This window comes from Proteobacteria bacterium CG1_02_64_396 (assembly GCA_001872725.1).
In the GTDB taxonomy this organism is placed as follows: domain Bacteria; phylum Pseudomonadota; class MNWR01; order CG1-02-64-396; family CG1-02-64-396; genus CG1-02-64-396.
The window spans coordinates 430-19,488 of sequence record MNWR01000037.1 but is presented as its reverse complement, the minus strand read 5'-3'; the positions used below and the strand labels follow the sequence as shown (position 1 = coordinate 19,488).

Here is a 19,059-nt window from a genome sequence, read left to right as displayed (position 1 = left end):
GACTCTTGGCGCGTTCGCGCTCCTGCTGCGCGCTTCAATGAGGCCGGAGCTAATTCGCTCCGGAAATATAGGTCCACAAGTGAGGTAGTCAACCTTCATTCTGGCTTCAATGAGGCCGGAGCTAATTCGCTCCGGAAATAACCGCTCGTCCAACGCCACGAAACCATACGTTTTTTTCGGCTCTTTGCGAGCGCTCCCGGCAATGGGCCGGTTCAGCTGCATTCACGCCCCCCTTTCTTAGGCACCATGCCCCCCAAAAGTCAGCCAACATCGGCCCTGCGAGCCCTGACCGGAAAAACGACATCACCGGAGCGCTCGCACGGCGGCGGCGGATCACACGATCACCGATTGGCGACGCACCGCCTGAAAGCTTTTGCCCAGGCTACGCACGTTGGGACGCAGGGTGTCGGCAGGGCCGAGGTCGAGCATCAATACATGATCCTCACCATTTTGGATGATCTCGGCCACCTGTCCCTCCAGCACCGCCATCCTCGCCCGGTCCAGTCGACATTGGAAGACAGACAGTTGCAGCCATTCCCCATAGCCCAGCATCAACTTATACAGTCGCCGCCAACGTTTAGGGTCGCTCACGTCGTAGGTGACGACGACCAAGTGATCCTGGGTGCTCATGACGCCTCCTTGTCTGGGGGTGAAAACCGGGTTCTGGGGTGGTGGATGCGCGACGCCGATCCACACACCAATACACATCATCGGGTCAAAATCTGCGGAAAATCGGGAATTTCACCCGCCAAGAAACGGGCCAGCAGCCGTGCCTGAACCACCAGCAATCGCCGGTAGCCGATGCGATAGCCGAAGACCGGATGGGTGATCTCGTGGCCCATCCGCCGTTCGAAGGCGGCAATCACCGCTTTGCGTCCTCCGGGTTTGAGGGCGCAGCTCCCCCGCCCTTGAATAAAATCGCTCGGCTTGATCTCTCCGTTGTTGATGACGGTGATGACCACAGAATCGGCAATCAAGGGGCGGAAGGGCTCCATCAGATCGAGCGCCAATGCTGGACGACCGAAGCGGGGTTTATGGTAGAACCCCAGCATGGGATCGAGCCCCACAGCCGAGAGCGCCACCGTCCATTCTCGGGTCAGCATGGCGTAGGTCAGACTGAGCAGAGCGTTGAGGGGATCCTTCGGGGGACGGCGGTTGCGATCTTGAAAGTCGAAGGCGCCCATCGCCTCCTCCCCCACCCGCAGCATTCCGGTGAAGGCCCGAAAATACTTGAGCGCCGCGTTTCCCTCGATTCCCAGTAGATTTTCTTGGGCGATGGCGTTGTCGGCCTTACGCCGGTCCACGTCGAGCTGGAGCAGCAGCGGATCGAGCTCTGCGTCGCTCCCGCTCCAGTTGCGGCGAATTAGGGTGCGGCAGTTGGCGATCTTGGCTGCCACCAAGGTCTTGGCCAGGCGTAGGCAGATCCGCTCGTCGGCGGCCGCCTTAAATTGGTGGATTCGGGTGTCGATGTTGTTGTGGCCGATGCCCACTGTGTGGCCGAGAAACCATCCCCCTTGGCTCAGGTAGGTCACGGCGATGCCCCGCTGCATACATTCGGTCAGCAGAGGGGTGCTCAGGCGGGCGCGACCGAAAATCGCAATCTGCGACACCTCGGGGAGCCTCGCCTGCGCGACCTTCTCTTTTTCGATTTCGATGATGATTTGCTCGCCGCTTTTGCGTAGGTAGGCACCTCCATCCTGCACGTAGAGGGGGACGGCGGTTTCCTGCTGGACGTAGAGCGGGCGGGGGGCGATGTGGCCCCCCTTGAGGTAGCCGACCTCGTCGGGGAGGCAGATCCCGACCAGGGAGCAGCGGGGGCATTTGGGGCTGTCCTCCAGCGGCGGTGGGGTCAGGCTGCCCAGGGCAATCCCCCGCAGTTCGCTGATCGCCATCTTGGTTTGGGCGACCAGCTCGTCGTCGAAGAGCACCCGCACCCGCTCCTTGGATCCGGCGAAGTAGAGGATCCCCTCGTCGCACAGGTAGCCGTGCTCGCGCAGCAGCAGCCCCTGGGCGCAAACCTGCACCCGCTCCGGGTCGTAGGCACCCCGTTCGACGTGGGGCCGTTTGCCCCGTTTGTAGTCCACCGGGGTCACCCGCTGACCCTCCCCCTCCACCAGGTCGAGTTTGCCGGTGATGCCCAGTCGGCGCGAACCGAGCCAGACCGAACGGGCGTGGATCCGCTCCTCCTCATCCTCCCCATCGCGTGGCAACGGTTTACCCTGATCGACCCGGCGGTGGACCTGCCGCCCCTCGATCACGTCGGCGTTGTCGGCAAACTCCCCTTGTACCCATTCCAGGTAGGCGAGCCGTGGGCAGTAGACCACCTCGTTGACCATCCGCACCGGTGCCAGAGGGATCGCCTCGGGCAGTTCGGGGAAGAGCAGGGGGAGGGGGGATTGGGTTGGGTTGTGGGAATGGGGGGCGTCGTTCATGATGGATGACATCCTGTCTTACGTATTGAAATACGGGAGGTGCGGCATGGGGGCGATGAGTTTGCGTTTGCCCGACGATTTGGACGAATGGCTCGACCGCGAGGCCAAGCTGGAGCAAATCCCCCGCTCCGAGGTGGCGCGGCTGGCGATTGCCGAATACCTGGCCAAGAAGGAGAAGGAGCGTTTCATGGAGGAGCTGGTGGCCGCCGCCAAGGCATTGGCCGCCGATCCCGAGGCTAGGGCCGAGGCGTTGGCGCTGGCCGAGGAGGGGTTGGAGGGATGGCTAGACAACCTTGAGGCCGAGGAGAGGGCGGCCGGGATTGATCCCGACGAAAAGTGGTGGCGCTGATGCGACGGGGCGAAATCTGGATTGCCAACCTTAATCCCAACAAAGGTGGGGAAATCGGAAAGATACGGCCCGTGCTGATTATTCAGGCGTCTCGGTTGATTCTGGCCGGTTTGCCGACGATCGCGATTCTTCCCCTGACCACACAATTCCGTCCCGACCAGGCCCCTTTGCGCGTACCGATTTCCAGGCGGGAAAAGCTGAAACGGGATTGTTACGTGGTGATCGAACAACCCCGGACCCTGGACCGCTCCCGCTTCGGCGACGGCCCGCTGACCACCCTGACCGATGCCGAAATGGCGAGCGTCGAGCGCAGTTTGAAGGCGGTGCTGGGGGTCGATTGAGGCGGGGGCGTCTCTCAAGAGCTTCCCTCCTTCAAGAGGACGGGGCGTTTTCGCCGCTGCAATGGACATGAATGGCGGAAAGCTGTGTCGCCATTTTGGCAACAGTGTTATGGTGTGACATCTACCATTATTGGAGGTGACCAATGGCCAGTTCGCTTGCCAAACAAGATCGCATCGGCGCTCGCGTTCCTCACGACGTGTACGAGACACTTTGTCGTGCGGCCCAACTCACCGGCGCGACGGTGAATCAATTCCTCGTCCAAGCCGCCTTGAAAGAGGCTCACGCCGTGATCGAACGCGAGGAGTTCATTCGCCTGTCCTGTCGTGACTGGTCGTGGCTTTTGGATCGATTGGAACATCCTCCCGAACCCACTTCGGCTATGAAATGTGCCATGGAGCGATATCGGGAGGTTCGGCTGGACGATGAAGATTCTTCCTTTAACTGGAAGCCATGACCGCAAAGGATTCGACTGCGGACGGGGCGAACTCAACGGGTGGCTGCAACAAACTGCAAGACAGCATCAGGACAAAGGGATCTCAAAAACCTTCGTGGCCGTCTTGGAGGACGACCCCACCCGGATCTACGGCTATTACGCGCTCACCCTTGCGGAATTGGATGCCGGCGTTCTTCCCGATGCTTGGAAAAACCGATTACCCCGGAGGGTCCCCGGGATTCGGTTGGGCCGCCTTGCCGTGGCATTCCAAGTTCAAGGCAAAGGGCTCGGCAGTTTTCTTCTGGTCGATGCCTTGACCCGGGCGCAACGGATTCAGACCGAGGCCGGAGGGATCGGCATGTTGGTCGATGCTCTCGATGCTCAAGCCGCAGCGTTCTATCGCCACTTCGGATTCGAATCCTGCCCCGATCAACCGCTGTTGATGTTTCTTCCTGCCAAGCTTTGGCGTTGAGGCCACCCCACATGCCCGCAATGGGGCCGGGGCATCATGGCGCCGGTTTCTACCGCCCGTTCCTGAACCCCTCAATATTGCCGGTCGGCGGTCTCTTCCTGCCCAAGCGGTTGGATGGCCACGCCGCGTCGTGGCCGTGGACGCGATGCAGCGCGTCCCTTCCGATGCACCCGTGTGGAGTAATCTGCCAAAGGTGAGCGGCCCCCTTCATCCCTGGGAGCGGTTCTGGTGGGAGCGGCCCCCGACTGCGATCAGACGATCAAAGGGGGATTCACCGGGTGAATTGGAGAAGCCCCCCACTAATTCTTTGTTCAGGTCGACCAAGTCATCGAGAAATTGCGAAATTTCCCTTGAGTGATGCGTTGGCAACGCATCACCTCGACGATACCCATGCTGGCAAGACGATCCCGGTTGGGCTCGTCGGTTTGCAATTCGCCCAGCGCCACAAGGGAACGAAGTGGGTCGAGGGTCAACGGCGTTTCCCACAACGGCCAAGTCCAAAACACCCCCTCCCGTTTTTTCAGGCGAAACCCGGTGGTTTCCAGCGTGGTTCCGACAGGGGCAGTTGGGAAAAGCGGCAGCGCTTCGATGGCCAACCGGTTGGCACCCCACATGCTCCCCCCTTTCTTGCGGTCCGGGTCGCCGCTGGGGTTGCACCACCGCAAGGCATAACGCACGTCGTCCAGTGGATCCCAGCGCATGGTGTGCCCCTCCAGAGAGTCGTCGTAGCGCCAAGATTCGAACAATGCCTTGTGTAGATGCTCGGGGGTGGTGTCGGCGACGAAGGCGCGCATCGATCCGAGAAAGTGTTGGTGCCCCGCCCCGCTCATGGTGCGCAATGCGGTATCGCGGATGACGCCGGTTTTCTTGCCGTTGAGCTCGGTTTCGACCGCCTCGCTGCCGTATGCAGCGATAAAATCGGCAAAGCGTCGGTCTTCCATGGAGGCGTGTTGCCGTGCCTTCACGGCGGCGTCGCGGAATTCACCACAAGGCAGATTGAGGTTGTTGCCCAACGTCAGTGCCGGATGTTCGTCCATGGTTTTCAACGTTGCGTGTAGATCGGCCACCCACGTTTCGGCGTCGATTTTCCCTGGCAATGTAACCCATGGCCGCCATCCCCCTTCGGCGTGGACCCAGTGCATGGCGGTGGTGGGTCCCACCCCCAGGGCCGAGGTGCGCAGCACCCCCAACGCAGCCAAGAACCCCAACGGGTTGCCGCCATCAAGCCCCTTCAACACAAACGTGCTCATGCTTTGCCTCCTTGGTTGCGCTCCTCGGCTTCGCTGCGGCGGTGATCGGCCAATCGAGTGATTGCCTCCAACCATGCCAATCCCCACCAGCCGTAGAGACGGGTCAGACGCCAAAAGCGCTCCGCCACCCCTGAGTCGAGCCGCTCCATCTCGGTGGCGCTGCTTGCCTCGAAGCCGTCGTATTCCACGGTTTGGGGATGGCCGTCCCGCACCACCGGGGCGAAGGGGCGGCAATACCCGTGATGGCTGGCGACCAAGTGGAGCAGGAGGTCGCGTTGGGCGGCATCGGCGGGCAATCGCTCGGGGCGGCTTTCCAACAGGCGCACCGATAACAGCTCGTGCCGCCCTCCTTTGGGATACCCGGCCCTCTCCCGAGACGCCTCGCTCTCCCTGAGGGATCGGGACATCCGATCCGACTTGGCCAAAAGGGTGGCGTCCCCCCAGGAGGCCCCTCCCTTGAGCCAGGCCTGAAATCGGGGATCGGCCTTGCCTAGATCGTGGCGGCGTCCCGCCTGTTCAACCGTTTCGACCATGATGGTGGGCAATCCGCAACGTTGGGCAAAACGGGCGGCGTACTCGCCCACCCCGGTCAGGTGAACCTCCAAACCCCTGCGCACGGTGCCCGAGGCGGTCGGGTCGTCCTCGTCGCCGAAGTCGGAGCAGGCCACGGCGTATTGCCCCAGCGGGGCACGCCCGAGCAACACCCACCCCTGCGTGGGATGGAGCACGAGCAGGCGGTCGAGTTGGCGCATGGCGGAAAAATGATCTGCCGCCTGTCGCAACCACTTGGGTGTCCCCTCGGCGGTGGCGATGGCGGCCAGGATCCCTTGCAAGTCGTCCTGATGGGTTTGCGGATCGGCGTCGAACTCCTCTTGGGTGAGCCGACTGAAGGGACGTAGCGCCTCGGTGGCTGCCCACTGGGCCATCACCTCCGGGTGTAAACGCAGGATCGCCTTGTCCCGTGTGGCCGCGAAGGCCCGGTCGCCCCAGTCGGCCACCGGGTTGGGAGAACCGAGGGTGGCCAGCTCCTCGAAGCCGCCGAGATGTTTGGGAACGATCACCACGTCGCCGGGGCGGATCTTGGCTGGGTCGGCGACCGTCTCGACATCGTCGGCGCCGCGCCAACGCACAACGCGGCGTGCTATTCCCTTCGCCCTTTCGGTATTTGGCGGCGCCTCGGCATCGGGGTCGCCCCCCTCCACGTCGGCGCCGCCGGGCGCATCTTCCCCCGTGAGCCAACGGCGCAGTTGTCCAATGGGGACCGTCAGGGTTTCGGGGGAGGAGGGGGGGCAGATGGCAACCGCCGCCTCCCATCCCTTGGCGTCGTCCCCGGTAAGGTCGGCACGCCAACACACCTGAACGTCGGCGGGGCCACTGCGGGGGCCGTGCAGAAACAAGGCGACATCGGGGGTCGGCCAAGGCTCGGGGGCGGTTTGCACCCAGGCGTCGAGATGGGCAGGCAGCAAGACCGGAGCATGGCCGGAGGGGGCATTGAGTTTGGTCCATTCCTCGGTGGAAAGGTCTTGCAGACGCTCGTTCAGGGCGGCGATGCCGAAATCGACGGTCTGTTGCTCGCCGCCCCAAGCCGAAAGTTGCCCCCAGGTGGCGGCCAGCGCCTGCCCGTAGACCGGGTCGTCCTCGCTGTTCTGAGCCTGATCGCCCCGTACCACCACCACCGCACGGGCTGCGACGGGGCGTCCCATGCGGTTGAGCCGCCCGAAGCGCTGTCGTAGGGCATCCAGCGGGGCCGCCTCGGTGACCAATCGGTCGAAATCGAGGTTGGCCCCCACCTCCAGGGTTTGGGTGGCGACGACGAACAACGGTTGCTTCAGCCGCCGTTCGGTCGACTTTCCAGCGGAAAGCGCGTCGAGCCGGTCTTGAACGGTGTCGTCCTTGTCGATGGGGCGCATCCGTCCGGTGAGGAGGGTGACCCGGTCGCCGTGGCGTTGAACGAGACGATCCCAAACCTTGCGGGCCGTATCGACCCGGTTGCAAAACACGACCAATGCGGGAGCTCGCCCCGACTCGGGGTCCTCTCCCGCCAGCATTTCAGCCTGTTCCGCCAACACTTTGGCTAAGGCCTCACCTCCCCTGGCCCCCTTGGCTTTGTCGGCCACGATCAAGGTGGCCGGTTTGGCCGCCAGTTGCCGGTCGCCGAGGGGGTGGCCGGGGGTGTGGGGCTCTTCCGAGGCGTCCTCGAAGACCTCCAGCCCATCGGGTGGCGTTGCGCTCATCACCGTCAGGTGGAAGGGGGAGGGAAGCGGCAGTTCTGCCCAATGGCGATACCGGGCAACCGCTCGCAGCGTCTCCATGAACGGCTGGGCGCAGTGGGCCTCATCGAGCAGGATCAAGCTGTCGTTGCCGACAAGCCCCGCTTGAATCGGCCAGGCTTTGAAGGAGCGGCCATAGGCGCGAAAAAGCAGGCGCGAGCCGAGTTGATCGACCGTGGTGGCGACGATGGCGGGTTGGGCAGGATCGCGAGCCCAGGCATCGGAGCGAAACATCCCTCCCCGCAGTTGATGGCACGCCAGGGGGATCGAACCGCCGGAAACCCGCCGCAACCGGTCGGCCACCTCCTTGAGGATTCCCCCTTCGGCATCGAGCAGACGCCGGGCCAACTCCCGCGCCCGTTCGAAGGCTTCGTCCACGATCATCCGGCGGTCCACCGCGAAAAAGACGCGGCGTGGCGTCGTCAGGAGTTCGCCCCGCTCCAGCCGGTCGGCTTGGGCCGCCAGGGCGAATACGGCGATATCGAGACAGGCTGTTTTTCCGGCGGCGGTTGGTAGGGCGATGGCGTCGGGCCAATGCCCTCCTCCGAGCACCCTTTCCGCCAGGGCCTGTTGCCAAGCAAAGGGGGGGTAACCCCACAGTTCACGAAAAAAAGAGGCAAATCCTTGGGCATTGGCTTCAAACATGGGTGCTGCCTCCCTGCGTCATGGGGCGGAACAGGCCGTAGCCCCGGAAGCGCCCCGCTCCCACCAAAATTGGTCCTTGAACCGGCTGGTCGAACAGCAGCACGGCGTGGCTGTGTTGCATCCGTCCGCCCCCCCTCTTGCGTTCGATCCATGGGAATTGATTGCTGTGGGGGACCCCTGCCACCCGACTGATCGGATCGAGCAGAACTTCACTCGGTCGCGGCAGGCCGACCCGTTCACACCCCGCTTTGATCGACTCGGCGGCTTTCTCCCAGCGGCGGGAGCCGTCGAAATGGCGATCCAGAACCACCGGGGTGACGCTGGCCCAGCATTGGGAGGGCTGGGTCCAGGTTTCGGATTGAAGGTTGAAGGGGGGGCGGGGACGGGCTTCGAGTTCGGCGTGGCATTCCAGCCATTGGCGGTCGAAGAGTCGAACGGCCTTGAGTTCGCCCCGTTCGTCGCGCAGCCAAGATCCCAGGGTTTGCTCTACCTCGGAGGGGTCGATGGTTTTGGGAATGGCCAGGCCTACCCCGAGGATGTGGCCGTCGGCGTGAAGGGCGCCCACGAACGGGAGTGGGAGAAAGGCAATGTGGGGATGTCGCGAGGGGGTCCCGTCGGCGGCGTGGCCGCTGATCCATTCAGGGATGGGACGGTCGGCAAAATGCTTGAACAGGGCGCCGCGCAGGGCCTGGATCAGTTTGAGGGTGGCGGGTAAATCGAGCCGCTTGCCCGAAAGGGTCAGGACGAGGGGGCGGGGGTCGAAGATCGAACCTGCCGGAGGCGGTTCTTTAATGGAGAGGGGCGCGGCGTAGCCTTGCCACAACCCCGGTTCAGGCCGAAGCGAGATGGGGGGGCCGTCGGGATGGCGGGCGGCTTGCTCGACTTTTAAGGCTGTACGCTTTTTCTTGTCGACAGCGATGACCGCCTGCCGGTCGTGGTAGTCGATCCAGGCGGCACGGTTCAGCCGCCGGTCGAGGTAATCCAGCCGCCCCGGCCCGAAGAGGCGCAAACGGTGGGGGGCTACCCCTTGGCTGGGAACCCAATCGGGTGTGGGGGGGGATTCGTCGAGCCACATCTGCACCAGCGAAGCGGAATGGCCCAGATAGACCGCTTTGCGGCACAGACAGATCAATCCGTCGCGGTGGGCTTCGTCGAGAGGGTGGTCCCATATCAGGTGGACGGTGTCGCGGTGGGGGATGGCGACCGGGTAGGCGCGGGGTTGGCGGGAGCGGAATTCAACCACCTGGCTTAACCCCGCATTCTTGAGCGCGGCCAGTGTCGTCCCGCTTTGGACCACCAATTTATCGACCGTGTTGCCGCGCGACAGGGCGGGGTCGTTGACCGGCACGAAATGGGTGGGGGGGCGGTGATCGCCCGAGGCGACGCGATACTCGGCCTCGGAGGCGGCGATGGCGGGGGGGGTGGGTCGTTGTTCCAACCAGCGCAGGGCCGCCTCTTCGGCTTCGTCCCTTCCGGTTTCGAACCAGCCTGCAGCCAGAGCCATGAAGACCCGGTCGGGGTGGGGGGGCCATTCGGCCCGCTCCTTGCGCGCCCCGTCCGCTGCCGCCATCGCCCACCCGTTGAGATAACGGATGCCGATGCCGAACATCATTCCTCTCCTTCGCCCTGGGCGGCGGCCAACTCCTGGCTTTTGGCGACCAGTTTGAGTAGATCCTCCGAGGGGGAGAGGATGATGTCGCCCTCCCAGTCGAGTCCGGCCTGTTTCGCCTCCGCTACCGCCTGGGCATAGAGGGTCAGCGCCTGCTCGCCGGTCAACTCGAACCGCTTGGGCTCCTCGCCGGGGTTGTCCAAAAGCTCCCAGACAAACCGTTCGGTCGCCACCAACTGGCAGCGCGAGCGCAGATCGGCCCCCTCCTCGCGGGCCAGAGCGGCGGCGGTCAGCCCCAGGGCGGTCAGGACGGTGCGGGCCGCGCGATCCACGGCGGGGTCGGAATCGGAGATGGCTTCAAGGGGGAAACGCAGACGGCGCAAGGCAGCCAGGGAGAGGACGGTGGTTTGTTGGGCGCGGGCGAGGGTGAAGCCGCCGTCGGAATAGCTGGGAGTGACGTTGCCATGATTGGCTTCGGACGGTTTACCGTCTTTCCCCAGTTTGCTGGGTTGTCCTTTCTCTTTTGCGGCCAATGCGGGATCGGTGGTCCAGCCGGTGGTGACTTCACTGATCCTTGCACGGGCGTACAGCGGGCCAGCTCCCAGCATGATTTGAGCAGGGTCAAGGCGACTACCGGTTTTGACCCCTTTCTCGGCATCGATCCCCACCATCTCCGACACCATTGCCCGTTGAAACTTCGCCCCAAGACCCCCGCGCGGCCCGGTGGAATCCCAAATCCCAAAGACCAGCGCTGTCGGATTGAGGCGATACAGGGGGGTGGCGTTGCGGGTATCGGCATGATCCAAGGTTCGGCCCAGTTCCGACTTGCGGAACATGAATCCGTCGAGCTGGCTGTCGCGCAGGATGGCGTCGGCGACCCTGTGGGGGGCGTCGAGGCTGGTGACGGCGAACGGTTTCTTCAGCGAAGGATCCTCGAAACGAACCGTGACCAGCGGCAGTTCCAGCTTGCCCTCCCTGCGTGCCTCCAGCAGCGCCAGTTCCATCCTGTTGGCTTGAGATTGCACCGAGTCTAGCAGCACGCAGGGGATCCGGTTGCCCTCGATCACGCGGGTTTCGGTGGCGTATTTCCCCCCTTCGTAGGTAGGGGGGAACACCTTGTCCCCCTCGCCCCCTGCCGGTTGATAGGCGGTCACGCAGCGCAGAGCGGCGGCGTGACCGGCAACGGCTTGTTTCAAAACGTCCAGAGTCAGGGTTTGGCTCATCTTCTACTCCTTGTTGTCTCGTAATAGGTGGGGACTGCAGCGAAGAACCTAATCACCCGAAGGTGTGGTGATTTCCGACGAATGGGCAAACCAGGGCGGCTGAACCTGGGCATGGGTCTCCTCCAGCATGGCGACATCCACCGGTTCCCCGGAGAAGGCCATGCTTTGGCTAACGCTGGTCGGGATCATTCGCCAGCGGCGAGATCGCTGCTCGACCTCGGGAAGCTGACGCCAGCGGCGTAGGGTGTCGAGCCAATTGGATGAAGGCATGGTCGATCCTTGAGTGGAATTTTGGTCTGGATGTGCTACTTCGAATGCCTGCTTTTTTTCACCAAAGAATCCTGCTTGCTGCGGTTGATGCCGGTGCTGAGCGCCTGAAGGTTGACCGTGGCGTCCGATCCCCCTTGCGACTTGGGCTTGATGTGGTCGACCTCCCATCCCATGTCGCTGGCCCTGCCGTAGGAGTGACGGTACATCGTGTTGCCGTAAGGGTCTTGCCGGTACAGGGCGGGGTCTTTGCCTTGGGTTTTCTTGGCGTTGTCCCAGGCTTTGTTTTTTTGCGCTTCGCTGGCCATGGTGGTGCTCCTTGCTCGGGTGAGGATGGATGACGGCACGGCCACCCTACCCCCCCACCGGATCATTCCGTGATCCACCGGTGTGATTTTTTGCATCTGCCCCTCGTGGGGTTGTTCAGTTGAGCGTTCTGGCTGGGGTTAGGGGGAGGGGGTTAGGCCTTGGTGGGCATCCAGAAACTGTTCGGGGGTTAGAACAGGGAGGGTTGCCCGAGCAAAATTACGGGTGTTGCGGGTGACGATGGCATGCAGCCCCGATAAACGGGCACTTTCATGAACGATGGCATCTTCGAGGTCGCCCCAGCCCAGATTCAAGGCAGCATCAATGACCGCTTCGTCCACCGGGGCAATGCGCAGAATTTCCCGCAGGGTGCGGATGTGGGGGAGGGGATCTCGTTTCAGAGAGCGACGTAACAGGTAGTCCAAGGTGTCGATGGAGGAGGCGCACAGCCAGCCTTCAAGCCGCTTTTGGTCGACCAGGACCAGGAGTTGTGTGGAGGTGGGGCCAAGGCTGGGGCGATCCAGCAAAACATCCAGAACGACATTGAGGTCGACGAGTACTTTGAACATGGCGAATCCTTTCGTTGGGGGCCTGGGGTCAGGAGCCCAAATGCTTTTGGATCTGATGTTCGCGGTAGTCCTCCTCGGTTATTTGGCTACCTAAAATAAGCCCTTTGAGGGAGCGGATGCGGGGGGGCAGCGCCTCTTGTGGCTGCTGCTTGGATGACGCTGCGCTGCCGAGCAATTGAAAGTATTCCGCGACCAACTGGGATACCGACTTGCCCTGCCCCTTTCCGTAGTTTTTGGCCTGTTCGATCAAGGCGTCGTCCAGCCGTAAGGTGAGTTTGGTTTGCATGGTATGCTCCGTGACGTATAAGAATTCATTTTAGTGTACGTCTGCTGACGGAAATAAGTGAAGGCCCTTTGGTGCCATCTTCGGGTTACCCCTTCGATGTTGCCCCGGGGTGTGGCAACCGGGCGGTTCGGCGTCGGGGACGCCTCCTACAAGGTTGTCTCAGCCATCCCCCGCCAGGCCGCCTCCACCCGCTCCCGCACCATCACCCTCAGCTCCTGCGGCCCCACCACCTCGACCTCGGGAATATGGCGCAGCACATCCAGCGTTAGCTCCTCCAGCTTGGAATAGGGGATCTCCAGCTCGTAGCGACCGTCGGGCAGCCATTGGCTGCGCTGCTTCGGGTGCCAGGTTTCATCGGCCACCCATTCGGCCCGTCCCCGCGAAAAACGCAGGGTCGCCCAGCCCGCCGGTTCCCCCGCGAAGATGCCGTAGGTCGAGGCGCAAAAGCCGGTCAGCGCCCCCTCCTCAACCTCGATGGCCGCCTCGTCAAGCCGCCGCGCCCAGCCGATGCGGTCGAGCGAAAACATCCTTAAGCCCTCGCGGGTGTGGCACCAGGCGGCCAGATACCAGTTGTCGCGGTAGTGCAGCAGCCGTTGGGGGGAGAGGGTGCGGCGGGTGCGCTCCTCGCGGCTGCGGCTGGTGTAGTCGATCTCCAGCTTGTGGCGCCCCAGCAGGGCGTCGGCGGCGAGGGTGAAAAAGTCGGAGGAGCCGCGGCGGGTGGGGGAGCCGAGGACTTGCACCCGTTGCGTCAGGTTGTTGTGGCCGATCCGCTTGTCGGACAGCAATTTGTCGATCCGCTCGCGCAGCGGGGCGATGGCGTCGCTGAGCAGGCTTGGGCTTAGGCCCTCCAACAATTGCTGGGCGGCGAGCAGGGCATGAAGCTCGGCGGGGGTGAACCACAGGCCGGGCAGCTCGTACTGGGGGGCGTCGGGATCCTCGATGTAACGGTATCCCCCCCGGTCGTTGTCGTAGGGCAGCGGGGCGCCCAGGTCGTCGCGCAGGGTTTTGATCGCCCGCTTGGCGGTGGCCGAGCTGCACTCCAGCTTGTCTTGGATCTGCTGGAGCGATAGGGGATAACGGTGGGTTTTGAAGATGCGGTTGAGCTGGATGATGCGGTCGTAACGATCCATGGCGTCTCCCTGATTGCAGTAGGAGGCTAGGGTAACGGGCGTGTGGGCTGGGGCGGAAGCTTTTTGACGCAGCGCACGCTGCGGGCCGGTTTGTGAACGACGACGGGGAGAGGATCGCCGGATGATCCTGCCGGGGCATCAGGCTGAAAGGGCGCGGGGCGTCGGGGCCCAGACGCCGGGCCGCGCACCTTTTTTCCTGTTGCAGGAGTAACAAAATGAATAGCCTTAAAGTTGTCGGCCCAGACGCCGGGCCGCGCACCTTTTTTCCTGTTGCCCTTTAGGAGCACACCATGAACACACGTTGTTTGAAGTCCCTCGGTTCGATCCTCGCCGCCTTGGCGGTCGCCTCCCCCGCCTTGGCCGAGCCGGGCGGATTCTATGCCGGGATCGCCTCGACCCGGCTGAGCACCCCGGTCGATGTCTCGGCCTTGAGCGCCGACCTTGCCGCCGCCGGTTTCACCCAAGGGTCGGTCTCCGTCACCCAAGGGGGGTGGGGTGGGACCCTCTTTGTTGGCGGCGAGGTGTTGCAAGCGGGGGATTACGGCCTGGGCTGGGAGGCGGATTACATCGCCGGGACCATGGCCACCTTCGATACCTCGGGGTTGGCCACGGTGGGAGGGGTGACCGCCTCCGTGAGCGGCAAGGTTGAGCTGAGCGCCGTGTCGCTGTCGGCCCTGGGAACCTTGCGCGCCTTCGACGGGGCTGGCGCCTGGTTCGCCCGGCTGGGTCTGGCCAGCGCCCAGGCCAAGGAAACGGCGACCCTGAGTGCCAGCGACGGGACGGCGTTTTCGGACGCCAGCACCACCCGCAGCACCCCGGTGGTGTGGGGGGTCGGCTTCGATTGGCACATCAGCCCCGTCTGGGGGATCCGCTGGGATCTGGGTGGCATGGCCGGGGTGAAGGATTCCGACGGCGGCTCCAACAACGTCGGGATGTACCGGGTTGGGGTGTTGTACCGGTTTTAAAACCGGAGCGCGGGATGGGGGCGGGCCGCAAGGTCCGCCCTTTTTTTATGCCTGGCTGGATTCAGGGTTTCAAGATGGTTGCAGTGGGGGAGGGAGTGGGCAGGCGCTTTGCGCCTGCGTGGTCACGACGGAGCGTGGCCCTCCAAAGGGCGGTCTTCTCGACCATGGATATGGGTATCGTCGCGGGTGTCGTAGGGTGGGTGTCGTAGGGTGGATAAGCGCAGCGCATCCACCTTTTCGGGTTGCCCCTGCGGTATCGGGCGGATTCCGGGTTCCCCTGCGCCGGTGGGCTACGGGGCGGAATGACGCGGGGGGGAGGGGGCTGGGCGTGGCCACGACGGAGCGTGGCCCTCCAAAGGGCGGTCTTCTCGACCATGGATATGGGTATCGTCGCGGGTGCCGTAGGGTGGGTGCCGTAGGGTGGGTGTCGTAGGGTGGATAAGCGCAGCGCATCCACCTTTTCGGGTTGCCCCTGCGGTATTGGGCGGATTCCGGGTTCCCCTGCGCCGCTGGGCTACGGGGCGGAATGACGCGGGGGGGTGGGCTGGGCGTGGCCACGACGGAGCGTGGCCCTCCAAAGGGCGGTCTTTGCGACCATGGATATGGGTATCGTCGCGGGTGCCGTAGGGTGGATAAGCGCAGCGCATCCACCTTTTCCGGGTCTCGCCCCTGCGGTATCGGGCGGATTCCTACCCCTGCCGCACGATCCTCCAGCAATGGTGAATCTTCGGGTGGCGCTCGAAATCCTGCGGCAGCGTCTTGCGGTTCCAATCCTCGATGTTCACGTCCCTCAATGCCTCGCTGTCCAGCCTGAAATCCCGCCGATTGTTCGAGAAGAGCAAAATCCCCCCCGGCGCCAGCAGCCCCAGCGCCTGGCGAATCATGACCACGTGATCGCGCTGCACGTCGAAGATCCCCTCCATCCGTTTGGAATTCGAAAACGTTGGTGGATCAAGAAAGATCAGATCGAAACGGGCTTTTGGCGGCTGCTCGGCCAACCAGGTGACGCAGTCGGCCTGCACGAAGTCGTGGGTCGGTCCGGTGAAACCGTTGAGCGCCATGTTGCGCTCGGCCCAGTCGAGGTAGGTGTACGAAAGATCGACCGTGGTCGTCGAGCGCGCCCCCCCGGCGGCGGCGTAGACGCTCACCGAGCCGGTGTAGGCGAACAGATTCAAGAAGCGCTTGCCTGGCGCCATGTCGCGCACCAGGGCGCGGGTGGTGCGGTGGTCGAGGAAGAGCCCGGTGTCGAGGTAATCGCTCAGGTTGACCCAGAACTTCAGCCCCCCCTCTTGCACCTGGAAGAACCGCTTTTCTTCCCCCACCTTGTTGTACTGCTGCGTCCCCTTCTGCCGTTCGCGCACCTTGAAATGCAGGTTGGCCGGATCAACCCCGACCGCCTCGGGAATCGCCAGCAACGCCGCCTGCAAACGGCGGCGGGCCACCTCGGGGTCGATGCTTTTGGGGGGGGCGTATTCCTGCACATGCAGGTGGTTGCCGTAGCGGTCGATGGCCAAAGCAAACTCGGGCAGGTCGGCGTCGTAGATGCGGTAGGCCTCGATCCCCTCGCGTCGCGCCCATTTATCGAGCTGTTTTTGATTCTTGCGCAGCCGGTTGACCAGCATCTCCACCGCCGGATCGACAGCAAGTGCTGCCTCTAGGCCGCCTGCCGCCTGGGTCATGGGGGCGGGTTGCACGGCCGCCGCCTGGGGGGCGTACAGCGCCAGGCGGCAATCGATGGGGCCGTTGCGCAGCGGAATCGAGGCTTCGAGCGACCCCTTCACCGTGCGCAGCAGGTCGGGGTTACCCGAGAAGATCGCCAGTCGCCAGCCGGGGAAGGGGCCGGTTTGTAGCCGCCCAAGCGCCTGATACAGGGCGCCAAGCTGGTTGATGTCGCCGAGGCGCTCGCCGTAGGGGGGATTGCTGACGATCAAGCCGGTGGGGGTTGGCGCCTTGATGTCGGGACGGGTGGCGTCGCCGTTCATGAAGGTGACCCGTCCGGTCAGCCCCGCCCTGGCGGCATTGGCCTGAGCCAGGGCGACGACGTGGGGATTGAGGTCGAAGCCGACGATGGGGGGAATGTTTGCAGTCCCGCGCGAGCGGCGTTGTTCCGCCTCGGCTTTGAGCCCCCTCCAGGCAGCCTCGTCGTGCTGTCGCCACCCCTCGAAACCAAAACGGCGGCGAAACAGCCCCGGCGCGATGTCACCGGCAATCAGCGCCGCCTCGATGGCCAAAGTGCCCGAGCCGCAGGTCGGATCGACCAATCCCCCCCCGGCAGCGGCGATGTCGCGCCAGCCCGCCATCAGCACAATCGCGGCGGCCAGGTGTTCTTTAAGCGGCGCCTCACCCTGCTCGGTGCGGTAGCCGCGCCGGTGCAGCGAGTCGCCCGCCAGGTCAAGGCTCATGCGGGCTTGATCGCGCACCAGATGCAGGTTGATGCGCAGGTCGGGGTCGAGGCGGTCGACGTTGGGCCGTTCGCCGGTGTGTTCGCGGAAGCGGTCGACCACCGCATCCTTGATGCGCAGCGCCGCGTATTGGGAATGGGTGATCTGCGAATTCTGCACGTGGGCGTCGACCGCCAGGGTGTCGCTCAGGCCCATGTGCTCTTCCCACGGGAACGCCTTGGCCCCCTCGTAAAGCGCCTCGGGGGTGGTCGCCTTGAAGGGGGGCAGCGGCAGCAAAACCCGCCCGGCGGTGCGCGACCACAGGCAAACCCGGTAGGCGCAGGTCAGATCGCCCGAAAAAAAGACCCCGGCGCGGGAGGGGCGGATCGCTTGCGCGCCCAGCGCCTCAAGCTCTTGGGTAAGCAGGGTTTCAAGGCCGTGGGGGGTGGTGGCGAAAAAGTCCAAGGGGGGATCCTGACGGTGGCGGGGATGGGGCGGGGATCATAACGCAAGGTCGCTACGGTGTCGGGTGTCATGCTATTTAAGGTTGTTGCCGCTAGAATCGCCCTCCGTTCCAGTTCCCCAAGACCCGATTTCCACCGAATCAAGGAGCCGACTCATGGTGTACCGCTTCGCTTTGATCCTGATTGCCGCCGCCGGGCTGGCCGCTTGTTCCTCCGACGCCCCTCCTGTGCCCCCCCCGGTACAAGAGCAAACGACCGCCCCCGGCGACAAGGTGGTGGGCAAGGTGGGAGATCACCCCTTCACCGACGGCGACATCGACCGGGAATTCGCCACCATGCCGCCGAATTTTCAGGCGATGAAAGACAACCCGCAGATGCGGGCCAACATCCTCAACAACATCATGACCCGCTTCGCCCTGGCTCAAGAGGCCCGCACCCAGGGGATCGATCAGAACCCCGAGGTGGCGGCCAAGCTGCGTAAGAACGAAGAGACGGTGCTGATTGAGGCGCTGCGCAGCCAAAAGATGAACAGCCAGCCGACCGACGCTGAAATCGAGCAGTACTACCAGACCCATATCGCCGCCTACGGCCAACCCGAGCAGGTCCACGCCCGCCACATCCTGGTGAAAACCGAGGAGGAGGCGCGCAAGGTGCTCAAGAAGCTCAAGGGGGGGATGGCCTTTGACCTGGTGGCCAAGCAGTTTTCCCAGGATGCGGCCAATAAAGACAAGGGTGGCGATTTGGGCTGGTTCGGTCGCGGCACCATGGTGCCCCCCTTCGAGCAGGCGATCTTCGCCTTGACTCAAGAGGGGGAGATCGCGGGCCCTGTCCAGACCCAGTTCGGTTGGCACATTGTTGAGCTGCTGGGGCGGCGCGCAGCCCAAACCCTGCCGCTGGAGCAGGTGAAAGATCGGGTGGCGCGCGAGATGAATCAGGCGTCGATGCGCACCTGGGTGGAGGAGGTGAAACACAAGCAAAACCTGACCTTCATCGACCCCCGCTATGCCCCTCCGGCACCCCCTTCGCCCCCCGTCGCGGCGCCCAAACGCTGAGCCGTTTGACGCTGCGCGAGCATGGAATGGCGGCGGCCCCGAAGGTTGGGGCCGCCGTTGTTTTTGGGGCTCGATAGGCAGTCCCTGCTTGACGACTGGGGGGCATCCCTTCAAAAACCCCCCGCACCGTTTCACGGTCTACGAATACTCGTTTTAACCCCATGGGGACACACCCTTGAGCGCTTCAGACCCATCCACCTCGGTGGTCAGCACCCTGCCCCCCTGTCCGGTCGCCCCGGATGCCCTGATCGCCATCCCCCGGCAGCAGACCAATCCGGCCCGCTGGCAGGGGGCGCAGTGGCCCGAGTTTGTGGCGGAGCTTGAGCGGCGGCAGATCCAATTACGGCAGCAGCGCTTCGAAACCGGCGTTTACGTCACCGATGCGGGGGGGCTGGCCCACGGGTTGCCGGGCGGGGTGGTGGTGGCCCGCAACGCCGAACAAATCGCCGCGCTTTTGCAAGCGGCCCAGCAATTCGAGGTGCCGGTCACGGTGCGGGGCGGGGGGCTGACCACCGAGGGGGAGTCGGTGGCCTTTGGTGGGGTGCTGCTCGACATGACCGGCATGAGCCGGGTACTGAACATCGATAGCGAGCAGATGACGGTTCGCACCCAGG

19 protein-coding genes and 1 pseudogene (1 of these 20 only partly in view) are annotated in these 19,059 nt (G+C 63.9%); 8 read left to right on the top strand and 12 right to left on the bottom strand.

The window, feature by feature from the left end; genetic code table 11:
• Positions 1-333 precede the first annotated feature (333 nt).
• Entirely contained in the window at positions 334-630 is a 297-nt protein-coding gene (locus AUJ55_04710; protein ID OIO58756.1) for a CRISPR-associated endonuclease Cas2, read from the bottom strand.
• A 77-nt stretch (positions 631-707) separates the two neighbouring features.
• Entirely contained in the window at positions 708-2,432 is a 1,725-nt protein-coding gene (locus tag AUJ55_04705; protein OIO58755.1) for a CRISPR-associated endonuclease Cas4/Cas1, read from the bottom strand.
• Between the two features lie 46 nt (positions 2,433-2,478).
• Between AUJ55_04705 and AUJ55_04700 the strand changes: the two genes are divergently transcribed.
• From AUJ55_04700 to AUJ55_04685, 4 genes are all read left to right on the top strand, one after another.
• The gene (locus tag AUJ55_04700; protein OIO58754.1) at positions 2,479-2,781 is read left to right on the top strand and encodes a CopG family transcriptional regulator; all 303 of its coding nucleotides are present in this window, start codon (positions 2,479-2,481) and stop codon (positions 2,779-2,781) included.
• Complete coding sequence (locus AUJ55_04695) at positions 2,769-3,122, top strand: MazF family transcriptional regulator (protein OIO58753.1); 354 nt, start codon at positions 2,769-2,771, stop codon at positions 3,120-3,122. The genes AUJ55_04700 and AUJ55_04695 overlap by 13 nt, the downstream gene beginning before the upstream one ends.
• A gap of 143 nt (positions 3,123-3,265) precedes the next feature.
• Entirely contained in the window at positions 3,266-3,577 is a 312-nt protein-coding gene (locus AUJ55_04690) for a hypothetical protein (GenBank protein ID OIO58752.1), read from the top strand.
• Positions 3,546-4,028, top strand: a complete 483-nt coding sequence (locus AUJ55_04685; GenBank protein ID OIO58751.1) for a GNAT family N-acetyltransferase — start codon at positions 3,546-3,548, stop codon at positions 4,026-4,028. The genes AUJ55_04690 and AUJ55_04685 overlap by 32 nt, the downstream gene beginning before the upstream one ends.
• 311 nt (positions 4,029-4,339) lie before the next feature.
• Here AUJ55_04685 and AUJ55_04680 read toward each other — a convergent pair whose 3' ends face one another.
• The 9 genes from AUJ55_04680 to AUJ55_04640 all read right to left on the bottom strand — a co-directional run bounded on the left by AUJ55_04680 (position 4,340) and on the right by AUJ55_04640 (position 13,583).
• The gene (locus tag AUJ55_04680) at positions 4,340-5,278 is read right to left on the bottom strand and encodes a hypothetical protein (protein OIO58750.1); all 939 of its coding nucleotides are present in this window, start codon (positions 5,276-5,278) and stop codon (positions 4,340-4,342) included.
• On the bottom strand, positions 5,275-8,193 hold the full coding sequence (locus tag AUJ55_04675; protein OIO58749.1) for a hypothetical protein: 2,919 nt from the start codon (positions 8,191-8,193) through the stop codon (positions 5,275-5,277). The genes AUJ55_04680 and AUJ55_04675 overlap by 4 nt, the downstream gene beginning before the upstream one ends.
• Positions 8,186-9,802, bottom strand: coding sequence for a type I-U CRISPR-associated protein Cas5/Cas6 (locus AUJ55_04670; GenBank protein ID OIO58748.1), 1,617 nt, complete (start codon positions 9,800-9,802; stop codon positions 8,186-8,188). Before AUJ55_04670 ends, AUJ55_04675 begins: the two co-directional genes overlap by 8 nt.
• Positions 9,802-11,025: a type I-U CRISPR-associated protein Cas7 gene (locus AUJ55_04665; GenBank protein ID OIO58747.1), complete on the bottom strand. Its 1,224-nt coding sequence runs from the start codon at positions 11,023-11,025 to the stop codon at positions 9,802-9,804. The genes AUJ55_04670 and AUJ55_04665 overlap by 1 nt, the downstream gene beginning before the upstream one ends.
• 48 nt (positions 11,026-11,073) lie before the next feature.
• The gene (locus tag AUJ55_04660) at positions 11,074-11,295 is read right to left on the bottom strand and encodes a hypothetical protein (protein OIO58746.1); all 222 of its coding nucleotides are present in this window, start codon (positions 11,293-11,295) and stop codon (positions 11,074-11,076) included.
• A 35-nt stretch (positions 11,296-11,330) separates the two neighbouring features.
• Complete coding sequence (locus tag AUJ55_04655) at positions 11,331-11,600, bottom strand: hypothetical protein (GenBank protein OIO58745.1); 270 nt, start codon at positions 11,598-11,600, stop codon at positions 11,331-11,333.
• 138 nt (positions 11,601-11,738) lie between these two features.
• Positions 11,739-12,167 (bottom strand): hypothetical protein, encoded by a 429-nt coding sequence (locus tag AUJ55_04650; protein ID OIO58744.1) that lies wholly within the window; start codon positions 12,165-12,167, stop codon positions 11,739-11,741.
• A gap of 28 nt (positions 12,168-12,195) precedes the next feature.
• Positions 12,196-12,453, bottom strand: a complete 258-nt coding sequence (locus AUJ55_04645; GenBank protein ID OIO58743.1) for a hypothetical protein — start codon at positions 12,451-12,453, stop codon at positions 12,196-12,198.
• 146 nt (positions 12,454-12,599) lie between these two features.
• On the bottom strand, positions 12,600-13,583 hold the full coding sequence (locus AUJ55_04640) for a hypothetical protein (GenBank protein OIO58742.1): 984 nt from the start codon (positions 13,581-13,583) through the stop codon (positions 12,600-12,602).
• Positions 13,584-13,873: 290 nt separating this feature from the next.
• Between AUJ55_04640 and AUJ55_04635 the strand changes: the two genes are divergently transcribed.
• Both AUJ55_04635 and AUJ55_04630 read left to right on the top strand, forming a co-directional pair.
• Entirely contained in the window at positions 13,874-14,548 is a 675-nt protein-coding gene (locus tag AUJ55_04635; protein OIO58741.1) for a hypothetical protein, read from the top strand.
• A 14-nt stretch (positions 14,549-14,562) separates the two neighbouring features.
• The gene (locus AUJ55_04630; protein OIO58740.1) at positions 14,563-14,757 is read left to right on the top strand and encodes a hypothetical protein; all 195 of its coding nucleotides are present in this window, start codon (positions 14,563-14,565) and stop codon (positions 14,755-14,757) included.
• Between the two features lie 480 nt (positions 14,758-15,237).
• Here AUJ55_04630 and AUJ55_04625 read toward each other — a convergent pair whose 3' ends face one another.
• The gene (locus tag AUJ55_04625; GenBank protein OIO58739.1) at positions 15,238-17,394 is read right to left on the bottom strand and encodes a 23S rRNA (guanine(2445)-N(2))/(guanine(2069)-N(7))-methyltransferase; all 2,157 of its coding nucleotides are present in this window, start codon (positions 17,392-17,394) and stop codon (positions 15,238-15,240) included.
• A gap of 154 nt (positions 17,395-17,548) precedes the next feature.
• On the opposite strand from AUJ55_04625, the gene AUJ55_04620 reads away from it, so the two are divergent.
• Together AUJ55_04620 and AUJ55_04615 are read left to right on the top strand one after the other, a co-directional pair.
• Positions 17,549-18,445, top strand: a complete 897-nt coding sequence (locus AUJ55_04620; protein ID OIO58738.1) for a hypothetical protein — start codon at positions 17,549-17,551, stop codon at positions 18,443-18,445.
• A 175-nt stretch (positions 18,446-18,620) separates the two neighbouring features.
• Positions 18,621-19,059 (top strand): annotated as a pseudogene (locus tag AUJ55_04615) (hypothetical protein) (it continues 83 nt past the right edge of the window).